The sequence below is a fragment of the Leptothoe spongobia TAU-MAC 1115 genome (assembly GCF_018739885.1).
Classification (GTDB): domain Bacteria; phylum Cyanobacteriota; class Cyanobacteriia; order Phormidesmidales; family Phormidesmidaceae; genus Leptothoe; species Leptothoe spongobia.
This window is the reverse complement of the sequence record NZ_JADOES010000035.1, coordinates 1-24,574: the sequence shown is the minus strand read 5'-3', so window position 1 is coordinate 24,574 and position 24,574 is coordinate 1. Positions and strand designations below refer to the sequence as shown.

Here is a 24,574-nt window from a genome sequence, read left to right as displayed (position 1 = left end):
ACGGATCTAAATGGGTATACCCCTCAAGGGTAATTTTTCAAGCCATGGATCCTGAGTCATGAGACTTATCCACCTTCACCCACTAACGTAAATGCAGCCCAGTTAACTGGGTTAGGATGCTTATCTATGGCCATAATCATCGCCTGCCGCAGCGCTTGAGCTGTATCTGATGTTTGCTGTAGTTGCTGATAGAAGTCCAACATTAAGTCTTGAGTCGCGACGTCGGGGACTTGCCAGAGGGATACGACCACCCTAGGCACGCCGGTTGAGATTAAGGCACGGGAAAGGCCGACTACCCCATCACTATTAATCCTGCCACGCCCTGTATTGCACGCACTGAGAACAACTAAAGCCGCGTTTAGATCAAGTTTCATAATTTCTTGGGTAGTTAATAACCCATCGTGATGCTCACCTGGGGTCAATGCGATCGCGCCTGGCATACTAGCGGTCTCAACATAATCCAATAGCCCATGGGTTGCTAGATGGATCGTTGATGCCTGCTCCATGGCCTCAACAACGTTTTCTTCCGTAGCCTGACTACCGATAATTGCATCCGTTTGGAATAACTTAGCAATAGCCTTAGCCTCCACCTCAGCCCCTGGTAAAGGGGATAGCTGCCAGGGTAAGTCATCCCCTTTGCCAGAAAATGCAGGCATGATTGGATTACCCACAACTAATGGAGTAACAGGCCCATTATCTGCAAAATTCGCAGCTAATCGATGCCGTCGTGTGAACTCCAATACCTGAATAGAGGGGGCGGTGCGTAACGTATGATGCTCAATCAGATATTCACCCTTTTCATTTTGCAAAGCAGCAAAAGGTACTAAGAACAAATCATCATGGGGGATAAAGACAACATTGGCATTTGGATCAGGGGGCAGCAAGTCAGCGATGGGGTCAATCAGTAACTGATGGAGCTGCAGCAAAGGATAATTTAAAGATCGACGGCTGCCTTCAATCGGCCGTTGATTACCCCAGCAGCTAGGCGTAAAGCAACGGGACGCCTGAATAAGTTCCGACAGCGAGGAGTCCTGGCCCAGGAGTGAGTCTAAATCAGAATGACGCCAATCGACTGTTCCATTGGGCTGCACCACCCAAATATAAATTTCATTATCTTTAAGGGTTCGAGTTCCCTGCCGCTCATCAACATCTTTGATCACGGTATAAGAAACTAAGGTAGCGTTTTGCGCCCTGGCAATGGCTTGAATTGTTCGTAAATCTGGAGCCTGGGTATCAGATACTCTCTCTAGAGGGCTAACAGTCTGTTCCCCTTGATGCAGTCCCCCCCGGTTGAGCAGTTCCACAAATGCCCGAGCTCGTCCCCTTTCAGTAAATTCCAGGGCCTGGTCGTATTGTCCAGCTTCGACCAACACCTGCTGTAGCGTACTATAGGTAGTCTCCTGCGTTTCAAAAATAGAAATACGATTGAGATCGTGGTTTCCTAAACCCTGTCGAAACGATTCCCAAATTTCAATTGCGGCCACCAGATGGGCTGCTGCAGCTTGATTATCCTCAGCTTGGTACAGGGCATCCCCCAAATTTGTGAGCGCCCGTGCCTCACCGTGGCGATCGCCTAACTCCTGAGCGATTGCCAGACTTTTTTGATGATAAACGATGGCCTGGTTAAAGTCTTGCAGCCCATAGTAAGCTAACCCTAAATTTTCCAGTACCTGTCCTGTTTCCTGAGGATCCTCTAAAGATTGGGCAATTTCCAGGCTCTGTTGCTGTAATTCAATGGCTTTGGCATAGTTTGTTTTGGCATAGTAAGCCAGCCCCAGCTGATTTAAGGTCTTGCCAATCTGCTCAGTATGCTCATCGGCCTGAGCTATTTTGAGGCTGTAGTGCTGTGTCTCAATTGCCCGATCATAGTCCCGTTGGGCATAGTAAACCATGCCTAAACTATTGAGAAGATAGCTCTCTGGAGCAGAATCGGGCAGCAATTGGGCCATAGTCAGACCCTGCTGATAATAATCTTCAGCTTTAAGATAGGCCCCAACTACGCTATAGGTCGCAGCCAGATCGGCCATCGCCAGAATTGTTTCCAGGGGATCGGTTTGAGAATCAACTAAAGCAATGCGTTGCTCATAGTGTTGGATTGCTTGATTGTAGTCACCTTGGAGATAGAACTGGTTACCCAACTGCCCCAAGAGCCATCGCTCCTGGTCTAAGTCCTGATTAGAGCGGGCAATCGTGAGCTGTTGTGCCAAACAGCCAATAGCTTGCTCACCAGTACCACATCCCTCAGACGTCTGTTTCTGGTTAGGTGAATCCTCAGCTGAATCAGTTTCAGCAGCATTGTGTGTTTCTGAACGGCTAGCAATTAAACGTTCATTAGTCTTATTGATATTGAGTACCTTGTTGTCAGCCTGAAGTTCAATTTCATCATCACGAGCGGAAGAGCGTTGTACATCAATATTTGGAGTAGGAACAGGGGGAAACCCTGGAGTTGGTGGTGGATCTAGTGGTGGTGGATCTGGTGGTAGTGGTAGAACAGGAGGAAGAGGAGGGCCTGGAAGAAGTGGTTTTGGAGCCGCGAAACTGGAAGGTATTGGCGGAATTACAGGGGGATCGCCTGGACTGGGGCCATCGCCAAAACGCTCAACAACTTCAAACTTGTCTGGTTCTACAACAATATCATCAGGGGGATTGTTACTGCTTAAATCACCGAGATTAGGTGCATTGAGGGAAACATGTCCATCCGCCTCACGATTAGCCTCAGAGAATCTAGCGTCGATTGTCCCTTCTCGATAAATTCCAGGCTCTCCGAAGAGGGCAGTCCTGTTAACTTGAAGCGTAATATCGCCACCGCCGGAAACAACATCCCCGGTGGTAATCGGTAATTCTGACGTGAATAAAATATCTCCCCCCTCACTTGAGGTCGTTGAGCTTGAATCAAGCCTACCTTGTTGAGTATCGATATTCCCCTGCTGAGGAGCATCACTGAGGCCAAACGCATTTAGAGAAATATCCCCACCCCCTGAGCGAATTGAGCTAGATACGATATCGCCTCCATTAATATCAATATTTCCCCCTTCATGGTCAGACCGATGGGAGTCAAGGATGCCTAAATGGGTATCAATGGTACCTGTTTGGCTAAAGACACTAATGCCCCCTCCACCTGACTTAATATCAGCGGTCGAAATGTCAGTCATGGCATGTAAAGCAATATCGCCGCCCCTACTGCCAGAATTAGTACTGTCTATATGACCATCGCGAGTATCAATATCACCACCGTAGGTTAAGCAAAGCCCAAATTGACAGTAATCAGCTGCATTGATGCCTTCCGGGGTCATTCCTTCGAAGTTATAAACACTTCGGATAAAAATATCCCCTCCTCCAGAAAAGATATCGTTGACGGCAATAGAACCGATTCCTTGAATTAAAATATTTCCGCCTTGTTGTCCTGCCAATGTGGAGTCCAGAGTGCCTTTAAGATCAATGTTACTGTCACGCTCTATGGAACATGCTTCTACCGTAAAGAATGAACAACTGACTGAACCAATGCCATAGATATTGATATCGCCGCCAGCGGCAACAATGTCACCTGCCGTAATATCACCAAGGGCCTGTAATGTAATATCACCGCCACGTTGACCGTCACTAGCACTTGAATTTAGCAAACTATTTTGAGTGTTAATGTTTCCTTGCTGGCTATTGACAAAAATCTCACCTCCATTGGAGAGCACTGAGCTGGTTGACGGGCCATCCCACCCACCCACCTGAATATCGTTAATCGCCTCAATAATAATGGGGCCACCCCCCGCAGATGTTTGGGTAGTGACATCACCAATATAGGCATTGTTTGCAGACGTCAGCGTTGTCGTACCGGCTTCTACCCTATCAGCGACAATATCTCCATTCAACAGTGGCTGATTGCTACCGATCAGGTTTACTGCCCCATCTGCAGCAACGGTAATGCCTATCGCAGAAGCATCATTCCCTCCTGTCAATAGCTCTGGCAAAGAAAGTAGAGTTAAACCTCCAGTTGCATTGTCTGTTGGCCCCTCACTTAGTGGCTCAACTTCTAAGGTGAGTAACCCATCATCTCGCCGCAGCTGAATTATCTTTTCACCCGTTACAGACTGAACAACAACCTGACCATTGTCCGCAGATAAACTGCCCGTACTCACCACACTTCCACCAACAAGAGCCAGGGTTTCTCCTGGATTAACGGCCAGGTTTGCTGTATTGATCAGTGGTCCAGATTGTTCATTACTAAATAACAAAGCATCAGGTTCACCCGTTAGTAATGCATAATCATTGTCCGCTAAGGCATTAAACCAACTGCCACCAAAGCCAATCCCATCAGCAGAGGTTGCCATCAAAGACGCTGGCAGGTTTAGGATTGCATTTTGTCCAAAAATAATTCCTGCGGGATTGATTAAATAAAGATTGGCTTCGCTACCCGTTATCCCAAGTGCGCCATTAATGACAGCAAGATCGCCACCGACGACCCGAGCCAAAATATTTTGAATATCAGCACTTGAAAAAAACGTGGCCCATTGCCCTGCATCCAGTTCAAATTGATCAAAACTATGGAAAAGATTCTGATCAACCGCTGTCCCTGCAGTGATATCAATTTGATTACCCTGCTGGTTAACCTGAGTACCCGTCCCATCCAGAGCAGGGGTAATCGCCTGAGCCACCATAAAAGACTCGGCTTGCCTCGATGAGAAGAGCGGAGCAGCAGGATCCGTCGGGCCTAATGTTGTTTTTTCTATAAGATAAGAGACATCCTCTAAACTTTCTACCTCCAGCTGGTCAGTTAAAACAGGGGGGGTAACAATAGAGTTGGGTAAGGCTGCCACGGAGGCATCCAGTAGGGCAATAGTAGCTGCAAGCATGATCGAACCATTGGGAGCTGCATAGTAGGCGTTGAGTATTGAACACTTGACATGGAAGAGTAGGTATTAGAAATAATTTTGGCGTAAGACAGTTGGCCGTTAGGGCTCTGAATTAATCAGAGCAGGGCTCTCTCGACAGCAATCCAGTAAAGGTTGAACCCCTAACACTGTAGAGTTAAAGGCATCAACGGGAATACCGTAATCAGTTAAATCCAGATCTAAGGCTGTGAGTAAACTCTGCCAATCCAATGCCAGCTGAGAGTTGTGAGCATCTGCCCGATACGCTTCTCCCAAATGCTTAAGGGCGTCATACCAAATGCCATGCTGGGCATAGGCTACTGCCTGATCCCGCTGGGACAAGGCCTGACTCAGCTGTTGCTCCAGGGCTGGACTGAGGGACTGACGTTGAATCCTCCCCTCGACAAATCGTTCTAATGGACCATTGACACTTTCACAACCGTCGAAAATGCTTAACGCCCAATCATAGGTATCTCCAACCGCAAGAGGTACCATGGTGCTTGGCCAGGGGATATGAATCACTCCTGGAGAGAACGAACTCACCTCCAGGTCAAAACTATGTACCTGCCAGGTGCGTCTATTTTTAAGGGTTAATACCATCCGACTAATATCCTCGGCAGTATCAGGAACATACACCCAAACCGTTGGTTTTTCTGAAACTGTAAAATCCACCTCGCCCTTAGGAATCAATGCGGTCAGGTAACCATGCTCAGGGCTGAGGGCAGATAAGCATGGACCACGGGTACCCAAATCAACTTTCCGACCGGTACTACCGCGTTCCCCTCCAGAGGGTGTTTGGGGAATAAACTGAATGGGATCATGCTTAAAAGAAATGACCTGATTAGCCAGGTTATCTCGCCCATAAACCTGGGCCTCGACGGGAGCAATACCACAGCTGATAAAGACTGCAATCCATAAACCAATGATCCCTTTCGCTCTAATCCGTGGGGGGTGATTACCGCTAGACAAAAACTGTTTGAACATGACTTCCCCCTAGTTGTTGCATAACATTTTCAAGACCCTGAAGGTACTAGGACAAATTGAAGGTTCCAAGCATTCAGCTAAACATTTTTCTAATTGATCGCGATTAGGATATAGCAATACATACAGACAGTTTCCTTAGTTCTAATCAACGAATCCGGATAGTTAGTATAAAAAAAGACATCATTCTTTAACATGTGCAGTTGTCAATTTTAGCGGCAACTCACCCACAGCGACAGTACCCATTAGGGCCATTAAAGCCGGGATCCAGGGAAGCCATCCCCCTAGAAGTAGCACGATGTAGCATGAACCATATAACAGTATAACCAGGCTACCTGTGACCAATACCCCTCGAAACCAAAACCTCAACTGTCCCACAAGCACACCACCACCAAATGCCCAGCCTAACACCCACAGCCCATCCCCCCATTGGGACCAGGTCCATACCAAGGGCTGGTTATCTAAAACAGCGCTGAGGATATGACTAGCTATATGGGCATGAATTTCTACACCGGACGTTTTTTCACGATGACTTTGGGTGTAGGGAGTTCGGTGAAAATCTTTAAAGCTGGCATCAATGTTACCAATAATAACTATTCGGTCTTTGATCAATCGGGGATCAACGGGGTTGTTGAGTAATTCTTCGAGTGAAATCTGTTGGGCCACCTGGATCCCTTTGGCGGACTGGGCCTGTGGGCGAAAATTGATCATAATTTGGTGACCATAGTCATCTATGGTGTGGTATCCGCCGGTATGATTGTCTAGCGGCGTTAGGATCACCTGGTTAATCTGCAGTTTTGGTCGGTTCTCATCAGTCCAGCTAAGATAAATATTGTCATCCTTTAAGTATCGTAAAACAGCTAAAAACCCCAGGGACAACCCTGCAGGACAGCTAGAATCTGCTGGTGATGTTTCCATCAGGACAGCTCGCCGAATTGTGTCATCGCGATCCGGAATACTGCTGCTGAAACCAACACGCTGCTTTATGGTTGCCTGGGGTAGTTCAGGAGGAGGGGCAATGCCTGCCCCTACACTGGTTTCACCAAAACTGCAGATAGTGATTAAGCGGTCATTGGTGCGTAAGCTGTTGACGAGATTGGGATACTTGGCATCGGCAGCAAAGTCTCGAAACAGATCCAGGGCAATTACCCGAGGTTCATGGGCGGCTAATGTTGTCAGCAACTCGTCTAGTTTAGCGTCGGTAATGGAAGCTCCGCGCCGTTCGTCGGGAGATTGCTGTCTAATATCTGTCTCATCAATGGTCACCAGGAGAAGCCGATCGTCTGGTGGCTGTGGCGGGCGCGATCGCATTAATTGATCATAGGCACGCAGTTCTATAGTTTCTAATCGTCCTACCAACCTGAGCCCCATAATCAGGGATGTGATTAAAAGGCTAGTAGCCATTACCCGCTGCCAGTTTACGGCTCTAGAGGGTGGCGGCTGTGCTCCCTTGAACAGTCTTACCCATAAGGGTCCAGGGGCATCAGAGGTGAGCACATTTTTAGGCCGAGGCCATTGAAATGGCGTTTCAGCAGGGTTTTGAAAAATGACCGGTAGCCAGCTGGCGCAGGGAAATTGTCCCTCTAGCCCTTGCAGCTGTTCTCTAGCGATACGTACCGATGAGTAGAGGGGGGTACCCTCTGCCAAAATTTGCAAGAAATTTTTTACAAATAGATGGGCCACCCGATCTGGAACAGGTTCCCTCATTACAATCAGCTGAGGAATGTTAAGAGCCACCAAGGCACGTCCCAGGGACATACCATCACAAGAATTAAAGATAGCTAATTTTAATCTACGAGAAATTGCTGTTTTTAGGGCATTGCACAAATGGGCAATGGATACAGATTCTGTGGGATTGATAAACAATCGACCTTGCTGGTCTGCTGACTTACTGGTGCTGTGACCAGCAAAAAAGAGAATATCCCAACTGTCGGTATCCCACAGCCACTGATCAAGTTCTGGACGACTAGGCTCCGACAAAAGCTGTATTGTTGCTCCTGGGAGTTGTTGCAAAATGGCGATATCTCTCTGGACATCAATGCCCTCCCCATGGCCCAGGACAGCAAGCACTCTAACAGATGCCATGGATTTTTGCGCCGAGGCGGACTGAGGACCAGTAGCATAGTTATATTCTTGGGTGCCAATGGCCACCTCAGTGGCTGGATAGTCGTCACAAAATGACCAAAGATGCCACGGTAGGCTCTGCAGGAACGGATCATCGGTTTCCACAATGATTCGAACCGGTTCCGCAGTGGATAATTTGGTGCGCAACTGTCGATCAATGCTTTGAAATCCTTCAGAATTGAGCCACTGATTCAGAGTTGATTGCAGTTGTTGACAGAGCTGGTCAAAGTCGACGGATGATACATGGATAGGAGTGGTCAGATCAAATTGTAAGGCCCGTGTCGATGAACTATTTTGCCATGATAGGCGATGGTGCAGAGCTTGATAGAGCCGTTGCCAGCGTTGATATATGTCAGGCAAGGTGGGCGCTGGAGGCAGCCATCCAACACATTTAATCGCCCCCGTCGTACCGGTTAACCACAATTGAGCCGTAATGTTGGGTAAACCGGCACGACAGTCTCCCTGGCCTAGATTCAAAATAACAAGTGGTTCCATAAGCAATCCTCAAAGCAGGGGTGGGGGTAACCCCTAAGTGGGTTTAAACCTTAAACTGTTCGGTGACCTGCTGAGCGTCTAAAGAAATCTGCAAACTAAATCCCTTAGCTTTGACATAGCTCTATCTGTTCAAAACCAAACGTTCAAGTCTAAAGACATTCCCTTAAACAGATTGCAGGCTTATTACTCTTAATAACAGTTATATTGCAAGAGCCCCCCTCTGGTAAGGACAATAAGCTTACGGAGTTCTTTAAAAGTTGGGGGCAACGTCGTGGCTAATGTAGAGCATTTAAAGCGGCTACAGCAGGGTGTACAGAGCTGGAACCAATGGAGATTAAGGCATCCTAAGATCAGACCCGAGTTAAATGGAGCCGCACTTTTTGCGGCCCAGCTGAGTGGTGTGAATTTAAGTGGGGCTAAGTTACGTAAAGTCAGATTGGACAAAGCAGATCTGCGGGGGGCCAATTTGTATAAAGCGGATCTTAGTGGAGCCCACTTACCTGATGCTGACCTCAGCGGGGTAAACCTACGTAAAGCCAGGCTGCGCGGTATCCGACTCAGACGGACCGAACTCAGTGGAGCTAACTTGAGCAGAGCCAACTTGCCCGACTCAGAACTCAGTGAAGCTAACCTCAGTGGGGCCAATTTAAGTGAAGCTAACCTCAGTGGGGCTAACTTAAATGATGCCAACCTGACTGGAGCTAATTTGAGTGATAGCTGGCTGGTTAACACCCAAGTGATTGGCACCATCTTTTCAAAGGCCATGTTTACTGGCGCTTGTATCAAGGGATGGCACCCCAGCAACGCCACGATCTTGACTGGGATCATTTGTGAGTATGTCTATCTCAAAGGCTTTCAAAAAGACCGTCGCCCCAAAACTGGCACATTCAAGTCTGGTGAATTTGCCAGAATCTTTCAGCAGACTATGGGGATAGTCAACCTTAACTTTAAAGACAGCATTGACTGGCAAGCTCTCCTGCAAACGTTCCAAACACTGCGGCAACAATGTGCAGATCTCTTTCTCGCCATCGAGGCAATTGAAAAAAGACGGGGTGGGGCTTTTGTTGTGCGCATGGAAATGTCTCCCGATGCGGATACTACTGAGATTAAACGACAGGTAAAAGAACTCTATGCCATTAAGCTGCAAGCATTAAATACACAATATAAACGACAGTTGCGATCGCAAGGGCATTCCTTTGAAATTGCCCAACTTCACATTGACCGAGAACGACGAGACAAAGCTACCCTAATGGGCATCTTAACCACTATGGCCCAGGGGCAACAAGGACCCAGATATCGAATACCCACATCCGGCCAAGCGTTATTCAAAACAGAGAACTCTCACGAGTTGGGCAATGCCATTCATCACCGCAACTCAAAAAGAGTCACGGACAAAAATGTAGACCCCATTCAGACCAAAATCATTGACATGTTGCTCTCTGGTATCCCATCTTCAACAATTACCAGACTCATGCACATTGAACCAGGGTTGATCAATCAATATCAACATCAGTCCAGTTTTCGCACCATCTATTGGCGCACATTCTTTAACAAACTGTTGGACCTAATCAGACTATCTATCACCACCCTCATTAGTTGGGCTAACGATACAGAGTTAACGCCAAAATATCGCCTATGGTTAGTGCATTGCTGGATCAAGCAATTTTCCATCCTCCTCGACGATCAAGGCACACCCAATGTATCCGTCCGCCAAAGTGAGATTATTCATCTGCTTTTATTTGGCATGACGCCCAAGGAAATCGGCGCTGCTCTGATGGTTGATCCCAAACAGATATTTCGCCAAAAAAGACAGCCAGCGTTTCGCGTCACTTTCTGGGATGCCTATTGTCAGAAGCTATTGACCCTGATGATTAAAGTGACCGATGCAGCAGCAGTCCTGATAACGAATCAACAGGTGGCTCCCAACCATCGCCTGGTGACCCTCAACTGGTTACTCGAAAAATTTCCCACAGATTTTAGTAAAACCCTGGAAAGAATAGAGCTTGAACGCATCGTCTGTGTGCTCATATCCATTAGCGCTGGCCAAATTTTTCAGCCACGGCAACCGTCAACCCTGGTTGCCCACTAATATGAAATCCTGCTAATAGCACCCGGTATTGAAGGGCATCCACAAGGGAGTGCCCCTACAGGATTGTCCATTTTTAATTGGGTTTGATAAATTCGGGTTTGGTATAACACAACTCTCTTAGCGCAACCTTAGTTCAAACAACAATCTACCGGTTTCTCTTCTGCGATCTCCTCTAGACCAACAGAACTAAGCAGGCTAGCCCAGTCGTCTTGTATCGCAATATTGTTGGGTTCAGCTTGATATAATAAGGCTAACCCATGGAGCGCATCGTGCCAGATACCGTATTGAGCCAATGCCTGGATCCGAGAGGGTGCCCCTTGGGCAGTGTTCAACGCCGCTAACAGAGAGGGGACAGCTATTGTTCTTTGCAAACTTCCTTCGACGGTTGGGTTTTGGGAGGGGCTATTCGGCTGATTGAGAATAGAAAAGATCCAGTGATAAACCTGATTGGTTTCTAGGTCGTGACTCAGCTGTAGGCCAATTACGCCTCCTGCGATAGGCAAGGCAACCATATCACTGGAGAGAACTTGCTCATTGTTGTCTAACAACACCAATTCAGCGACAACGTCTGACTGGACCTGAGCTGGAACATGAAACCATAAGGTAGGATTGCTCTCTAAAGTAGCCGCCAAGTCTGATGCCGAAGCTAAATTACACGCTGTTGTCGCATCAGTAGTTTGTACCACGTCACTGCCAGGCAACAGGGCCACTAACAAATCACCACAGCCCCCCCGAGATCCTCCCGATGTGCGACTGCGGGGCCGTCCCTGACCATCAAATCCACTGGGAGCATTATCGTTGTTAAATTCTAGAGGCAAAGCGGATGCCTGCTTCGTCATCTCTGGTGAAGAGAAGAGCTGCGCTGACACCGGGCTAGCAAAGAAACTTAAGCAACCACAGTGCAAAGCTACTAATCCAAAGGCTCGTAGTTTTTGGCTCATGATATGTTCTGTTTTCTTAAAGAGGGTTCACATTTAAATAAAACTATAAGGAAATAAGCATTATTGACTTGAGAGTAGACCAAACTTCGAAATACTAAGGTTTTGGACGAGTCAGATTGCTAGAGCCACCGAGGGAAAGTGCAGTTGCTAACAGGGGTGGCACTAAAGGTAACCAGCCGCCTATTAATAGCATTAGGTAACATACAACTAACAAGCTCATGGTCATACCCGCTAGTACTACAACACATACCAGGGAGTAATTACGCAAAAAACGACTACGCAAAGAACTGTTACGAAATAGATAGTAGATGCCCCAAACCACACTATTACTACCCACGGTCCACACCAAAATCCACAGCCCCTCCCCCCATTCAGGTAACCACCATATCAACGGGCGATCGTCTAATGTGGCACTAATTAACTGGCTAGCCTGTTGAGCGTGGATAGTAACACCCAGCATACGCTTTGATTGTTTTGGTGTAAATTGAGCGTCTTTGGGCTCAGCCAGACCAATTAAAACAATGCGATCGCGACTCCACTCCGCCAACTGATCATCCAATTGCCCTTCTAGTAGCTCCCTAAGGGTCACCTGGCGAGGGCTCTGGCTACGATAGTTCACCAAGATCTGATAGCCCGCCTGCTCCTCTGGATCCAGCCGATAGCCCCCAGCTGTCGGCGAAATTTTAGGGACCAAAAGATCCCCTAACTGAATCAAATCGGAGGAGAGAAAATCTAGGGTAATCCCCTCTGAAACTAAGTAGCGCAGCGTCAGTTGCAAACTAAATGCCATATCGGTATCACAAACATCCGTACGTTTGACGCCCAATAGCTGACGCCGAATACGATAGTCAGGATCGATGGCAAAGTCGGTAAAGCCTAGCTGGTCGGCGGATACGTTGGGAGGTGACGGAATACTGACGGGGGTATCCACCTCAACCGTTTGACCAATTTCGCAGACGCCGATAAATCGATCATCTGGAGGTAGCTGGGCGGCTAAGGCGGGAGAGAAGGGAAAATCGTGGTACAGGTCTAAACCAAACACCCGTGGATCATGGGGCTTAATTTTTTGCCATACCTGGAGCAGGGCGTCATCCGATAGGGACCCCTGGCGCTTCATCCCCAGGCGATCTTGATACTGCATGTCGGCCTCGCTGACGGTGATGATTAAAAATCGATCGTCTGCGGGTTCAGGGGGTTGCGATCTCAATAACTGATCAAATGCCACCAGCTCCAGCGGCTGCAGTAGCCCTAGCGATCGCACCAGCAGCACCAGTATTGTGGCCCCCAGTCCCATCCAGGGCAACTGCCACGGGGGGTTAGACACCGGCGGAGCAAGCCCAGCCAGTTGCCTGGCAATCCAGGCGCGATCAAACACCGTGCCATAAATTCGATTAAAGACCTGCAATTGCCCCTGTCGCCGGGTCACTAACCCCGTCAACCGCAGCTCCCTTTGTTCAAACGAGTTATCAGCAGGTATCGCCCCCCGCTTGAGAATCTGTCGATAAAGACGCAGCGACCGCTGGGGCGATCGCACATTGCGCAACAGCCGACTTTGAATCGTGCGCAGATGTTCGGGCTCGTCCTGAACCTGCCAGTTATCAAGGATCCGAGTTTGAATCAAGGTGCGAACAGATGGGAATACCTGGCTCCTGACCCCCGACTCCTGACTTCTGGGGGTGGCCTCCTGCACATACAGCTGACAGACCTTTTGGGTCAAAAACGGTTGTCCCCCCGTCCAGTCCAAAATTTCCCGTAGAACCCCGTTGGGTTTAGCCGTCACCGTCGCCAGCCCCTGGAGCAGCGGCTGAGCATCCGCTAAGCTAAACGCCTGGAGCTCAATGGCCCGACCGATGTTAAACGGAGTGGCATGGCTATTCTGCATCAGATCTGACGGGGTGGCCACCCCTAGCATCACCACCGTCAGCCGGTCATAGGCAGGCTGATTGGCCCGCTGCTCATGCCAGTTGCGCAGTAAACCAAAAAAATCATCGGTGGGGAAATTCAGCCCCAACACGCTGTCAATTTCATCAAAAAAGAGGACCAGCGGCTGATGGGTTTGGGGCAAAACAACCTGTTCTATAAACGTGCCCAGACGCTGTACCGGAGAGAGATCGCCATGGTCCCGCAACCACTGACGACGGTTGATCCGTAGCCCCAGGCTAGAAATCAGCACTTGAATAATACCGCCATACCACTGGTTGGCCGTAATCTCCTGGCTACCAATGCCCAACAGTTCTACTTCAGCACAGCGTACCCCCGCCTCATACAACCGCTCCACGGTCCGCACCCGCAGGGAAGATTTCCCCATTTGGCGAGAGGTTAAAACATAGCAATAGGTACCTGCCAACAGAGCCTTAAACAGGTCATCATCCGCCTGCCGAGGGATATAGCTGGGGGCATTGGGTGGTAAACTCCCTCCCGGTTGATAAATATAGCCGTCACCCATGCCGTCATCCATGCCATAGTCCATTACCCAACTCCCAATTGGGTTTGAAAATATTGCCGATAGAGTTGACAACGGGGTTCAGCAATATTGCCGGTGAGTCTAATCACCCCCATACTATGGAGCTGATGAGCCTGAACTGACTCTAAGGTTGTGGACTTTGAGGTTTTCACCACCTGGCGCAGGGTGTCCGTGAGAACAGGATTGTCGCGCAGGTTAATCCAATGCTCTCGCAAGTGGTTGGCATAGATACCCGTTTCGGTCGGGGCTTCAGCCAACAGCGCATCCAGGGAGCAATGGGGGTGGGCGTTAAGATAGTCAAATGCCTGTTCTAGCAGATAGGGATGCCCACCCACCATGGCCATCAGCGGTGCCAGTTCCAACGAGGGAGAGAGTCCATGGAGTTGGGCAAAACGCCGGGTTTGCTCTGGGGTAAACTCCGTAAGCTCAATGGGCACCCCTACATTAAACGGTGATTGATTAATATTGAGCTGGATATATACATCTGTGGAATGAACAATGGCAAGACGTAGTTGTTTCCAGAGGGGACGACTGCGGGTGCGGGCCATTTCGTACCACGACCGTAGCAGACTAAAAAAGTCTTCGTAAATTTTAGGGTAAGGAAACAACAGATCAATATCGTCTAAGCAAAGCACCAGCGGCGCATCACCGCTAGCGAGTAAATACTCTTCTACATAGGTAGAACAGCTCACCTTACTACCCATACCTTCTTCATCCCAGTAGTCATCTAGCTCGTTGGGCAGAGCGAGGGAACGGGTAATGTTGATACACAACCATCGCAAAAACCGATTGAGGCTGGAAAAATGTACCTGGCGATCAGCTAGCTCTAGACTCAGACGCACGGTGCGTAATCCCCTAGCTTCTAGCTGAGTCAGGACCCGATCCATCAGCAGAGTTTTACCCATCAAGGAGGGGGCTTTGACCCGCACAAGGGAACCGGGCTGGCAAAGGGTGTTATGGCAGAGGGTTTCTAGGGGCGTCCGCTCAATGTATGAATCGTTGGCAACTGTACCGGCAACAGATAGGTCTTCTGCATCAGAGCTCATGGCAGGAACTGGAATGGCAGGCTCTGGCGGCAGCACCTGGTTTGCATAGCGACGCAGGGCTTCTTTAAAGTTGTTTTTACTGACCGTTTCCTCCAGGGCCAGGCCCAGGGCTTTCCAAAATTTAGTGCCCACATCCCGCCGCAAATAGCTGTCAGAATAGCCCGATGCTGACGCGATTTGGTCATAGGTTTGTCCCTGCCAAGACCCTTTAAGAATTTCGGTTTCGACGTCGCTCAGGTGGCGTCCGAGGTGACGAACCATGGCGTGATTAGCAGCTGCGATCGCACGTTCCATATCCATCATGTTGACTTGAAAACCTAACTATACCGTCGGGCATCTGCTCGGTGAACTGACCTTAGCAGAAGTTTTCTAACTTTAATATGACAGTGCCTTAGTTAGCCCTATAGCCCGCTCCTTAGCATTAGGACTAATATGCTCCAGCACTTGCAGAAAGTTGGGATGCCCCACACCTGTACATAGAAAGGCCCAGCGATAGGCCTGAGCCTGGGATGCATAGAGGCGTTGCTGCTGATCTTTACTCAAGATTTGGCAGGATGCTGGGGTCGATGCACTCGCCAGCACTTCAGTCAAAGTAAGGACATCTAACTTAGCCTGGGCCATCAGGGTTTGTTCTAGCTTATGAACGAGCTCAAAATAGCCCTCAAGGCCCGCATCGACATCATCAGCTGACATTCGCTCCACCAATCCATAGGCCATCAGGGTATCGAGCTTAGTATGCTGCGCTTCTTCGAGCCAGTGATACTTTAGCAAGTCACAAAAACACGGATCGAGATGATCCTGACGATGGCGAATGCTTTCTAAATAGTGAATTTGGGTAGTCCACTCAAACTGGAGGGTGAGCAACAATACACTGAGCGGTGGATAGGCCCCTATTTCCCGAGCGATGTCTTCCACCGGCCCTACACAGTGGCAGTGGTGGTGAAATCCCCGTTCAAGGGCAGCCATAAACTGCTGAAACAGGTAAATATGCTTACCCTCCTCCTCCGCAAACCCGAGTAACGCCTGGGTGGCAAATATATTGCCATAGCCCATCTGCTTGACCTGATCCACCACCATGGGGATGATAAACGCCTCCACCAAAATAAATAGATGTAAATAGCTATTCGCCCGAATATGATTCAGAATGAGCTGTTGCTCTAGATCGAGATAACCGCTATCCGCTGCGCGGACAAGGCTATCTGGTAAAAATAGACGACTAAAGTCCATGGATTTATCAGGACCGATCAGATCATCCACACACCAATTAACTTTTCGAGACTCTCGCCAGGTGGACTCGTAAGTATAGGTTGCTATCGCCATCGTTCTGTTCGAAATCAGCAGCAGGGTTTAGTTGGCTATAGCTTAGGTCAGGTTGAGGCCTCTGACATTACAGGAAATGTCTGGAATTGAACCTGACATTGAACAACAGAACCTGTAGAAACAGCCAACATAACTTGATCAGCCCAGACATTTTCTGTAACGACAAGTTCTAACGGACTGCATAACATTGTAAGCGTAAACAGAAAACACATTCAAAACAGTTTTCTATGAAATCCTATTACTTATAAGGAGAAATACATCATGTTGTCAACTGTTCAAGAGTCACCTACTGAGACTATTACTTCTCTTTCTCAACGATCTATGTTTACAGCTCAACCTGAACCTCTGCTTGTCGCAACTTGGGTCATGGAAAACAATCGTCTAATTTGTAAGTGGCTGACTCGTTAAGATCGTATATCAAATATGGCTCCTGACAAGGCATGGCTACTGGTCATGCCTTTTTCTTGTAAAAGCTCTTCTTTTTTATATCTCCCCTGACATGTTTTTGAACTCTTCAGACATTTCCTGTAACGACAACAACAGATTTATCGCCTAGATTTAATGAGAGATCTGAGGCAAATGCTAACAGGCTTCATAAAACACTTCGCTCTTTAGGAAACTTGATCATGATTGTAACCAGCAGTGGTATTGAAACATCTCCTCAAACTAACGTACAACCTCTCAGTACACCTCAAACCATCAGTACTGTTGATTTAGGGGTTATCCATGACGAATATTTAGGTGAAGATTTGGTGACTGAAGTTAACCAATATTCATTTTCCACTCACAAAAGAGGAGGGTTGCTCATTTCATTGAGAGAACGTCCCAGTCTAAAAAATACTGACAACCGCGTAAAATTCACCTTATTCAGAAACAGTAGCCGTAATGGTGTCGTAACTGAGGCTGACATGATTGCAGAATCACAGCTGGCTGATTTAGGAAATTTCGGCAAAGCCCATTATTTAGAACTGCCTGGGCTAGGTCGTGGTAACTATCTGCTACGTATTGAGCAGGTTGAACCAGGGCAAACCAACTATGAGTTCAAAATAGGGGTTGCACAGGGTGAAAAGTTTTTTTACATTGGAGCCAACTCCCTGATAACGGCTAATCAACTCGATAATGATGGCCGTGTATGGCTCAATGGCTATCGCGCGCTACAGGGTGATTTTTATGGAAACGATGCTGAGCAACCGATACATTTTGTTCGATTTCAACTAAAAAATACTAGCTACTTTACGGCATCATCCAGAGATTTTAACTGTGAGGTAGAGTTGTCACTGCTCTCGTCTGAGGGCGAGATGTTGTTGCAAGCACAACCCCAGGATGATGCTCAATTTATGTACAGTGACTGTCTAGCACCGGGCACTTACTATATCAAAGTCACCCAAACCCGTGGCAAAATCAGCGATAGCTATGAACCTAACTACAGGATAGACCTCTCTGCGGACCCGGTGACCCAGGCTGAGCTGATGGTGATGGTCAAGCACATTCATGCAATGGATGATTTTGACAGTGCCGATCAAAGCCAGGCAGACTTCTATCCACGGGTAACCATTGATGGTGTGAGCTACGAGCAAGAGACTGTTCTCAATACGGATAATGTTGCTACCTATTACAAGGTCTCAGAAAAGGTTGACCTCAATAAAACACAAATACCCATCACCCTAAGTATTTACGATGCTGATGAGGGTAACGATGACCAGGCAGATATTAACCCACGCCAAGGCGTAAAAGATTTAAACCTGTTTTACAACGCTATGACTGGTCAGGTAACCAGCCCTGATCTCAATGTTTATCAGGAAGGTACCGACATCGTGGTGCAAGGTCAAGATGAGGGGCATCAGGCCCGAGTAATTTTTCAGGTTATATATCACAGTTTTTACCGATAGCCACGGCAGTCCAAGCAGTTTAGACTTTGGGCTGCTGACATTTTCAGACGATTCTTTGCCAGATAAAGACGACTGCACCAGACAACTTCAGACATTTTCTGTAACGACAACTTATAAAAGACTTTATAGGATGAAGTTGAAAACATCAAACTCTCAAAGGAGTAATCCATGTCAAAATCTCAAGAACAAGCCAACCACACGTTGAAAGAAACTCATACTCACGAAAATCTTGAATCTTCAGATAAACCTCTATTGATTCCCCATCCCGTCGGTTACATCGAACTATCTGAGGAGGAGTTAGATCAGGTAGCAGGCATGTCAAATCGTGACTGTCCACCAAAGAGCAACAATAATTAAATGCAGTCCAGAGAATCTTATTGACTAAGGAGAAAATTGTGTCAGTATCTCAAGAACAGACTAACCAAATTTTGACAGAAAAACAAAATCACGAAAATCTTGAATCCTTGAATAAACCTTTATTGATCCCCCATCCTGCCGGTTATATCGAACTGTCTGAGGATGAGTTGGATCAGGTAGCAGGGACTTCAGATCAAGATTGTCCACATCCGAATCGAAGCTGACAAAACCGCCTCTAGTTTCTTTGACTTGCAGAGGGCTTCATAGGACGAAGTTAAAAACATCCAATTCTCAAAGGAGAAAACATGTCAATATCTCAAAAACAGACTAACCACACGTTGAAAGAAAAACAGAATCACGAAAATCTAGAATCCTCAAATAAACCTCTATTGATTCCCCATCCCGTCGGCTATATCGAGCTATCTGAGAAGGAGTTAGAGCAAGTGGCAGGCACATCCGATCAAGGTTGTCCTGACATACCAAGATAATCTTGACATACTAAGGTTATCCTAACGATAAGAGGAAGAAGTCTCTTTCAGCTTTTTATTTTAGCCCCTATGATTATGCTTAGGGGCTACTTCATTAAAGAAATGCCCCATGAATTGCTTAGCCTCAAAATTTAACAACCAAGGTTTTGTTGTCATTCGTAATCGATTACGGTCTGACATTGTTCCTTGTGCCGAACCTTTTTATAATGCTCTAGCATCACGTTTACCTCAGGGTGATAGTCAATGCCAGGAAGCCCTTTATTCCTATGGCAATATATTTACAGAATCTTTGCTGGAGTTAATGTTGCCAGACATTGAGACATATACTGGTCTCGCCCTCTATCCAACCTATTCCTATTCTCGTATTTATCTAAAAGGGGCAGTCTTGCCAAAACATACTGACCGAGCTGCTTGCGAAGTTAGTGTAACGGTTCCCCTAAAACTAGATGAACAATCGCCGTGGCCCATCTATTTACAGACAAAAACTGGGACTCCAAAAGGGATTCATCTGGCCCTTGGAGACTATCTGATCTTTCGGGGCACTCTCTTGCCCCATTGGCGAGAAGCCTATCAGGGCCAGCGTCAAGTTCAGGCTTTTCTTCATTACGTAGACCAACAGGGGCCTAACGCCCACCTGAGATATGACAGCAGAGATAAACTGGGGACCCCTTTGATACATAACACAATAGCCCAGACTGTTTGATTATTATTGGCCTACATAAATTATTTCCATCATGGAGCTTTCCCTATGCTAGAAGATAGCTTATTAGATGTTATATCAGATTGCACGTCAGAGTCACTGCAGTGGATTCCTCAATCATATACGGGAGATAACCCACTGGCTGTGGTTAAAAACCTATTTCGTGTGCATCATATAAAAATCACCGACACCACCATCGAGACTCAGCTTCCTAAAATGGTGGGATATCCTTCTCTTGGAGCCATCAAGCGTTTTCTTGAATCATGGGATTTTACAACGTTAGGCCTCAAGCTAACACCAGAACAACTGATGGATCTAACATATCCAGCCCTGACATTTATTTATGAAGATGATGCTGAGGATGATAATGATGGTCAATTTGTTTTATTAGTTGGCTGCCAAGCTAAACAAATATACTATTTGCATCCAGGCCAAGGCTGGCAAGTAGTGCCTATCACTAGTTTTTTGGATACATGGAGTGGAAAAACACTGTTGGTAAAACCAGGAGCCAACAGCATTGAACCAGATTATGAGCAAAAGCGACAGGCTGAAATTTTATATCAGAAAAATAGACCCGTTCAGACTAAGGTGACGATCCATGATAATTTCCTCACCCCCGAAGAATGCCAGCGGTTGATGGCAATGGCTGAGCCTCTATACAAACGGAGTCTCGTTATGCGAAAGGGAGAAACACACCTCAGCAATAAACGCACTAGTTTTTCTGCCGATTTGTTGAGAGATAATGGGTTTGTCAGCAGCCTTTATCAGCGCGGTGCGACATTGCTTAACACTCAGCCAGAGTACTTTGAAACACTACAGTGTGCCACGTATCAGACTAATCAAGAGTTTCGACATCACTACGATGCACTGGATGAGAACTCCCAGAACGAGATTGAAAGTTATGGTCAGCGGGTCTCAACGATCTTATTATATTTGAATGATCATTTTGTAGGTGGTCAGACCCATTTTCCTAAACTAGATGTACAGGTTGAGCCCCAAATAGGTCGGGCCGTCGTCTTTCACAATGTTGATGCTGAGGGGCAAATTGATCCAGATTCTATACATGCCGGTTTACCAGTACTTGAAGGGACAAAAACGATTGCCACGCTTTGGCTGCGCGACAAAGTGTGGGTGAACTCCACGAAACAAAACAACAAACCATTACGGTCAGCAATCGCCGCATAAATGCGAACGCCGCATAAATGCAATCGCCGCATAAATGCGAACGCCGCATAAATACGTCCAGTTTTTTTTCTACACCAACAGTTGATCTCAGGCTTCATAGGAGAGTTCTACAATGCGTAGCTCAACTACACCATGTTCAATCTTAGATATTGCCGTCGTTGGCAAGCAAGCGACTCCTGATGCCCAATGGTACCAGGCACTCAGCTTTACAGAACGCCTGCAGATACTCTCACCTATACGAGAAAATGTGAGTAAAACTGAACAAAAACAGGCCAAGGTCCGTTTAAGCAAGTTGAGAACGCGCCCTTTCTTTAAAGCAGATGAGCCCTTCTCAGCACGTCTAGCCCATGAGGGTATCAGCCCATCAGAGCGAAACCGAGTATTGGGAAAATCTATTATAGCCGTACAGGAAAATTGCCATTCTTCGCCAGACTGGTTGATTGAACTCATACAAGCCTTTTCAAATCGGGAAACACTTCCTGCCAGCGTAATTCAAACACTGAACCTTGAGAGAGACGAACTAGCAAGCTTTCTGTATGGGATTGCTCCAATTCTTGCTAAATACCTGGCACGTTTACACCAAAAGATTCAGATCTTAGCTGTAACAGCCTCCAAAACATCTACCCATTTACCCTTTGATCCAGCATCCATTGAGCCAGTTTTGTTGACAGGCTTACCCGTACGATTAATGGAGATGCTCAATCGAACAATGGTGCTGGAACTGCACCTGGCTCGGCGGCAAGGGAATTTAGCAGGAGAAACACCTGAGGCCCGTTTCCGTAGCTTTATCCAACAGCTGAAACAGCCTGATATTGCGTGGAATACTTTAAAGAAATATCCTGTCCTGTCCCGACAGATTATACAGACTCTGGATCAATGGGTGGACAACTCTCTTCTTTTTTTACAGCGTCTTTGCGCCGACTGGTCACTAATTTGCACAGAGCTAAGTCCTGGAAAAGCACCAGGACAATTAGTGCGATTGGAAAGTGGTATGGGTGATTACCACCGTAATGGTCAATCAGTCTGTATCGCAACCTTTAGCAACGGTTTTCAATTAGTTTATAAACCTCGATCTTTAGCCTTAGAAGCCCATCTCCAAACCTGGTTGTGTTGGCTTAATGAGCATGGAGTAAACCCATCGTTTCGGACATTTAAGGTGTGCGATCGCAACCACTATGGCTGGGCTGAGTATATTCCTGCCACACCCTGCACTACGGAAGCAGAAGTGCATCGTTTTTACCAACGCCAGGGCAGCTATCTCGCATTACTCTATGTACTTAAGGGAGCAGATTTTCATGCCGGCAACCTGATTGCAGCAGGAGAACATCCGATGCTGATCGATGCAGAAACCCTCTTTCAACCAACATTAGAAGCATCTGCAATGCCAACATCGGCCCTAACAGAGCAAATGAATAGCGAATCAATACTCTCTATTGGGCTGCTTCCTCAACACCAAACAGATAAAACAATCGCTTCTCTAGTAGAGAATAGTGGCCTCGTTGGATGTGCGGGCCAGAAAAGTGCACGGCCAATGCCCCAATGGCATGACCAGGGTACAGATACAATGCGATTAGTACGTGAGTACGTCACCCTGGATGGGGATCAAAACAGACCTACCCTGGCAGGCCAATCGGTAAACGTGGAGGACTATATTGAAGCAATTAAATCTGGATTTACCCATGTCTATCAACGATTGTTAAACCATCAGGAAACGTTACTGGGTAACGATAGCCCATTACATCAACTGAGATCAGCTGAAACTCGCATTATTTTACGTCCAACACAACTCTACGCCCGGCTATGGTGGGAAAGTTTCCATCCTGACCTGTTAGAAGATGCCCTTGATCGCGATCTCTGGTTGGATAACCTTGCCGTAGGGATAGCTAAAGCACCTATTTTGGCACAGGTGTTAGCGGCAGAACGAGATGATCTGTTACGGAATGATATTCCTATTTTTACCACCGATCTCCACTCGCGAGATTTAAGGACAAGTCAGGGACATATTATCAAAGATTTTTTCAGTCAATCAGGCTTTAGCTGTGTTCAAAATCGTCTACAAAACCTCACTAAAGCTGACTTAAATAAGCAATGTCAGTTAATCCGAGCAGCACTACAAAATGACAGCACAGAACCAGAGATTATCTAACAACAAGTTTACCAAAATGCCTGACATTTGCTGTAACGACAAGCTTAACCAGCTTCCTTAGGATTACCCTTGGCTAGCAGCAGTGGGGCTGTGGGCCGCGCCTTTGGTTAAAGAATCAACTCTACAGGAAGCCAGGGGGATGCTAAGTCCTCCTGGCTTTTAGCTTTTGCGATAGAAACGAGTGACCGTCAGATCAACTATTGGAATTTGATGCAGCTATGGCAAAATCTGTTGTTGCCACCCAGGAACTGTTAGCCACGTTGTCTAGTCCAGGTAGGACTTGGAAACTAGAGGATGTATCTCCTCGGCTAGCTCCTAAACTCAGCTTAGGATCAAAGTAATCATAGTTAAAGAGGTTACCATTTAGGGTATTGTCAGCGAGGACAGCCTCACCTAGCTCAAGATTACCTGAATCTATACCAGCATTAGGATTAATGATCTCATCAGGCAATAAAGGTTTGCCAGTGGGATCATCACCTAGAAATAATGCTTCGGGATCACTACCGTGTTCTTCTTCCATTTTAATCATCCTCCTTAAGTAATATTTACGACTGCCATAAAAACAAGTTACTGTCAGATTTAAACAGTGAAATTTGGTGCAGCCACGGCAAAGTGTGTTGTAGCTACCCAGCCATTGTTGGCTACGCTATCTAGTCCAGGTAAGACATCGAAACTAGAGGGTGTATCCCCCAAGTAACTAGCCCCCAAACTGGGCATAAGTTCCAAGTAGTCATAGTTGGAAACACTACCATTTAGGGCATTGTCAGCAAGGCTACCCTTGCTCAACTCAAGATCACTTGGAGTTAAGTCAGCATTAGGATTAGCATTTTTTTCAGACATTAAAAGGTTTCCAGTGAGATCATCAACTGGAAACAGTGAATCAGGATCAGTACCTTGTTCTTCGTCCATGTCAATACCGGAATTAGGATTATCATTCTCGTTAGGCATTAAAGGTTTGCCAGTGTGATCATCACCTAGAAATAATGCTTCAGGATCATTACCGTGTTCTTCGTCCATGTCAACTATCCTCCTTGTAGGTTCAAGTGTGTGTGTTGTGGTTATGTAGCATCAAACGTTTATCCTTGTTTGATAGTTCTCAATGTAGCCAAGAGAGTTTATGGTTGTCGTTACAGAAAATGTCTGTTTTTAGCCCTGTCATAACACCAGACATTTTCTGTAACGACAACTTCTCTCTCGCTGAATAAAGTGGCTAATGAACACACTCTCATTTGCACAACAACAAAAGGAACAAAATATTATGTCTTTACCAATTGGAAAATGGACTATTAATGGCAATGGATTTGAAGGCACATTAAATATTAAATCTGTTGATGCCAAAGGTGTATTGACTGGAACAGTCTTTTCACAGCCCATCGAAGGTTTTTGGGATGACGTCTCCCAAAAAATTACCGGCTCTTCCGGAATTCCCGTGGAGCCCCCTACATTTAGTGTAGAGTTCAGATTCTTCCCCGTTAGGGATAATAGAG

The 24,574-nt window shown here is 46.8% G+C and carries 18 protein-coding genes; 9 read left to right on the top strand and 9 right to left on the bottom strand.

Annotated features, from left to right (window positions below; translation table 11 throughout):
- Positions 1 to 65: 65 nt before the first annotated feature.
- The 3 genes from IXB50_RS15905 to IXB50_RS15895 all read right to left on the bottom strand — a co-directional run bounded on the left by IXB50_RS15905 (position 66) and on the right by IXB50_RS15895 (position 8,462).
- Positions 66 to 4,844 (bottom strand): CHAT domain-containing protein, encoded by a 4,779-nt coding sequence (locus tag IXB50_RS15905; protein ID WP_215609974.1) that lies wholly within the window; start codon positions 4,842 to 4,844, stop codon positions 66 to 68.
- Between the two features lie 99 nt (positions 4,845 to 4,943).
- Positions 4,944 to 5,846: a DUF928 domain-containing protein gene (locus tag IXB50_RS15900; RefSeq protein WP_215609973.1), complete on the bottom strand. Its 903-nt coding sequence runs from the start codon at positions 5,844 to 5,846 to the stop codon at positions 4,944 to 4,946.
- Positions 5,847 to 6,026: 180 nt separating this feature from the next.
- The gene (locus IXB50_RS15895) at positions 6,027 to 8,462 is read right to left on the bottom strand and encodes a CHASE2 domain-containing protein (RefSeq protein WP_215609972.1); all 2,436 of its coding nucleotides are present in this window, start codon (positions 8,460 to 8,462) and stop codon (positions 6,027 to 6,029) included.
- Between the two features lie 271 nt (positions 8,463 to 8,733).
- Here IXB50_RS15895 and IXB50_RS15890 point away from each other — a divergent pair, with 271 nt between their 5' ends.
- Entirely contained in the window at positions 8,734 to 10,551 is a 1,818-nt protein-coding gene (locus tag IXB50_RS15890) for a pentapeptide repeat-containing protein (protein WP_215609971.1), read from the top strand.
- Between the two features lie 128 nt (positions 10,552 to 10,679).
- Here IXB50_RS15890 and IXB50_RS15885 read toward each other — a convergent pair whose 3' ends face one another.
- The 4 genes from IXB50_RS15885 to IXB50_RS15870 all read right to left on the bottom strand — a co-directional run bounded on the left by IXB50_RS15885 (position 10,680) and on the right by IXB50_RS15870 (position 16,322).
- A complete protein-coding gene (locus IXB50_RS15885; protein WP_215609970.1) occupies positions 10,680 to 11,492 on the bottom strand; it encodes a DUF928 domain-containing protein in 813 nt (270 codons plus the stop codon).
- A gap of 94 nt (positions 11,493 to 11,586) precedes the next feature.
- Entirely contained in the window at positions 11,587 to 13,962 is a 2,376-nt protein-coding gene (locus tag IXB50_RS15880; RefSeq protein WP_215609969.1) for a CHASE2 domain-containing protein, read from the bottom strand.
- Positions 13,962 to 15,305 (bottom strand): AAA-like domain-containing protein, encoded by a 1,344-nt coding sequence (locus IXB50_RS15875; RefSeq protein WP_246564576.1) that lies wholly within the window; start codon positions 15,303 to 15,305, stop codon positions 13,962 to 13,964. Before IXB50_RS15875 ends, IXB50_RS15880 begins: the two co-directional genes overlap by 1 nt.
- Before the next feature lie 72 nt (positions 15,306 to 15,377).
- A complete protein-coding gene (locus IXB50_RS15870) occupies positions 15,378 to 16,322 on the bottom strand; it encodes a hypothetical protein (protein ID WP_215609968.1) in 945 nt (314 codons plus the stop codon).
- A 626-nt stretch (positions 16,323 to 16,948) separates the two neighbouring features.
- Here IXB50_RS15870 and IXB50_RS15865 point away from each other — a divergent pair.
- The 7 genes from IXB50_RS15865 (at position 16,949) to lanM (ending at position 23,087) form a co-directional block, all read left to right on the top strand.
- Positions 16,949 to 18,211: a hypothetical protein gene (locus IXB50_RS15865; RefSeq protein WP_215609967.1), complete on the top strand. Its 1,263-nt coding sequence runs from the start codon at positions 16,949 to 16,951 to the stop codon at positions 18,209 to 18,211.
- Positions 18,212 to 18,379: 168 nt separating this feature from the next.
- On the top strand, positions 18,380 to 18,568 hold the full coding sequence (locus IXB50_RS15860; protein ID WP_215609966.1) for a hypothetical protein: 189 nt from the start codon (positions 18,380 to 18,382) through the stop codon (positions 18,566 to 18,568).
- A 38-nt stretch (positions 18,569 to 18,606) separates the two neighbouring features.
- Positions 18,607 to 18,792, top strand: a complete 186-nt coding sequence (locus IXB50_RS15855; protein ID WP_215609965.1) for a hypothetical protein — start codon at positions 18,607 to 18,609, stop codon at positions 18,790 to 18,792.
- Positions 18,793 to 18,873: 81 nt separating this feature from the next.
- Entirely contained in the window at positions 18,874 to 19,056 is a 183-nt protein-coding gene (locus tag IXB50_RS15850) for a hypothetical protein (RefSeq protein ID WP_215609964.1), read from the top strand.
- A gap of 109 nt (positions 19,057 to 19,165) precedes the next feature.
- Positions 19,166 to 19,759, top strand: a complete 594-nt coding sequence (locus tag IXB50_RS15845; protein WP_215609963.1) for a hypothetical protein — start codon at positions 19,166 to 19,168, stop codon at positions 19,757 to 19,759.
- Between the two features lie 45 nt (positions 19,760 to 19,804).
- Positions 19,805 to 20,941 (top strand): 2OG-Fe(II) oxygenase, encoded by a 1,137-nt coding sequence (locus tag IXB50_RS15840; protein WP_215609962.1) that lies wholly within the window; start codon positions 19,805 to 19,807, stop codon positions 20,939 to 20,941.
- A gap of 112 nt (positions 20,942 to 21,053) precedes the next feature.
- Positions 21,054 to 23,087, top strand: coding sequence for a type 2 lanthipeptide synthetase LanM (gene lanM, locus IXB50_RS15835; protein ID WP_215609961.1), 2,034 nt, complete (start codon positions 21,054 to 21,056; stop codon positions 23,085 to 23,087).
- A 193-nt stretch (positions 23,088 to 23,280) separates the two neighbouring features.
- Here lanM and IXB50_RS15830 read toward each other — a convergent pair whose 3' ends face one another.
- Positions 23,281 to 23,607: a hypothetical protein gene (locus IXB50_RS15830; RefSeq protein WP_215609960.1), complete on the bottom strand. Its 327-nt coding sequence runs from the start codon at positions 23,605 to 23,607 to the stop codon at positions 23,281 to 23,283.
- A 59-nt stretch (positions 23,608 to 23,666) separates the two neighbouring features.
- Positions 23,667 to 24,104 (bottom strand): hypothetical protein, encoded by a 438-nt coding sequence (locus IXB50_RS15825; RefSeq protein ID WP_215609959.1) that lies wholly within the window; start codon positions 24,102 to 24,104, stop codon positions 23,667 to 23,669.
- Between the two features lie 241 nt (positions 24,105 to 24,345).
- Between IXB50_RS15825 and IXB50_RS15820 the strand changes: the two genes are divergently transcribed.
- The coding region (locus IXB50_RS15820) for a hypothetical protein (RefSeq protein WP_215609958.1) at positions 24,346 to 24,574 on the top strand (229 nt) is incomplete at its 3' end.

Bases quoted from the DNA above. Each gene is read 5' to 3' on its own strand.
- IXB50_RS15905 (WP_215609974.1), bottom strand. From the start codon at position 4,844: ATGCTTGCAGCTACTATTGCCCTACTGGATGCCTCCGTGGCAGCCTTA.
- IXB50_RS15900 (WP_215609973.1), bottom strand. From the start codon at position 5,846: ATGTTCAAACAGTTTTTGTCTAGCGGTAATCACCCCCCACGGATTAGA.
- IXB50_RS15895 (WP_215609972.1), bottom strand. From the start codon at position 8,462: ATGGAACCACTTGTTATTTTGAATCTAGGCCAGGGAGACTGTCGTGCC.
- IXB50_RS15885 (WP_215609970.1), bottom strand. From the start codon at position 11,492: ATGAGCCAAAAACTACGAGCCTTTGGATTAGTAGCTTTGCACTGTGGT.
- IXB50_RS15880 (WP_215609969.1), bottom strand. From the start codon at position 13,962: ATGGACTATGGCATGGATGACGGCATGGGTGACGGCTATATTTATCAA.
- IXB50_RS15875 (WP_246564576.1), bottom strand. From the start codon at position 15,305: ATGATGGATATGGAACGTGCGATCGCAGCTGCTAATCACGCCATGGTT.
- IXB50_RS15870 (WP_215609968.1), bottom strand. From the start codon at position 16,322: ATGGCGATAGCAACCTATACTTACGAGTCCACCTGGCGAGAGTCTCGA.
- IXB50_RS15865 (WP_215609967.1), top strand. From the start codon at position 16,949: ATGATTGTAACCAGCAGTGGTATTGAAACATCTCCTCAAACTAACGTA.
- IXB50_RS15860 (WP_215609966.1), top strand. From the start codon at position 18,380: ATGTCAAAATCTCAAGAACAAGCCAACCACACGTTGAAAGAAACTCAT.
- IXB50_RS15850 (WP_215609964.1), top strand. From the start codon at position 18,874: ATGTCAATATCTCAAAAACAGACTAACCACACGTTGAAAGAAAAACAG.
- IXB50_RS15845 (WP_215609963.1), top strand. From the start codon at position 19,166: ATGAATTGCTTAGCCTCAAAATTTAACAACCAAGGTTTTGTTGTCATT.
- IXB50_RS15840 (WP_215609962.1), top strand. From the start codon at position 19,805: ATGCTAGAAGATAGCTTATTAGATGTTATATCAGATTGCACGTCAGAG.
- lanM (WP_215609961.1), top strand. From the start codon at position 21,054: ATGCGTAGCTCAACTACACCATGTTCAATCTTAGATATTGCCGTCGTT.
- IXB50_RS15830 (WP_215609960.1), bottom strand. From the start codon at position 23,607: ATGGAAGAAGAACACGGTAGTGATCCCGAAGCATTATTTCTAGGTGAT.
- IXB50_RS15825 (WP_215609959.1), bottom strand. From the start codon at position 24,104: ATGGACGAAGAACACGGTAATGATCCTGAAGCATTATTTCTAGGTGAT.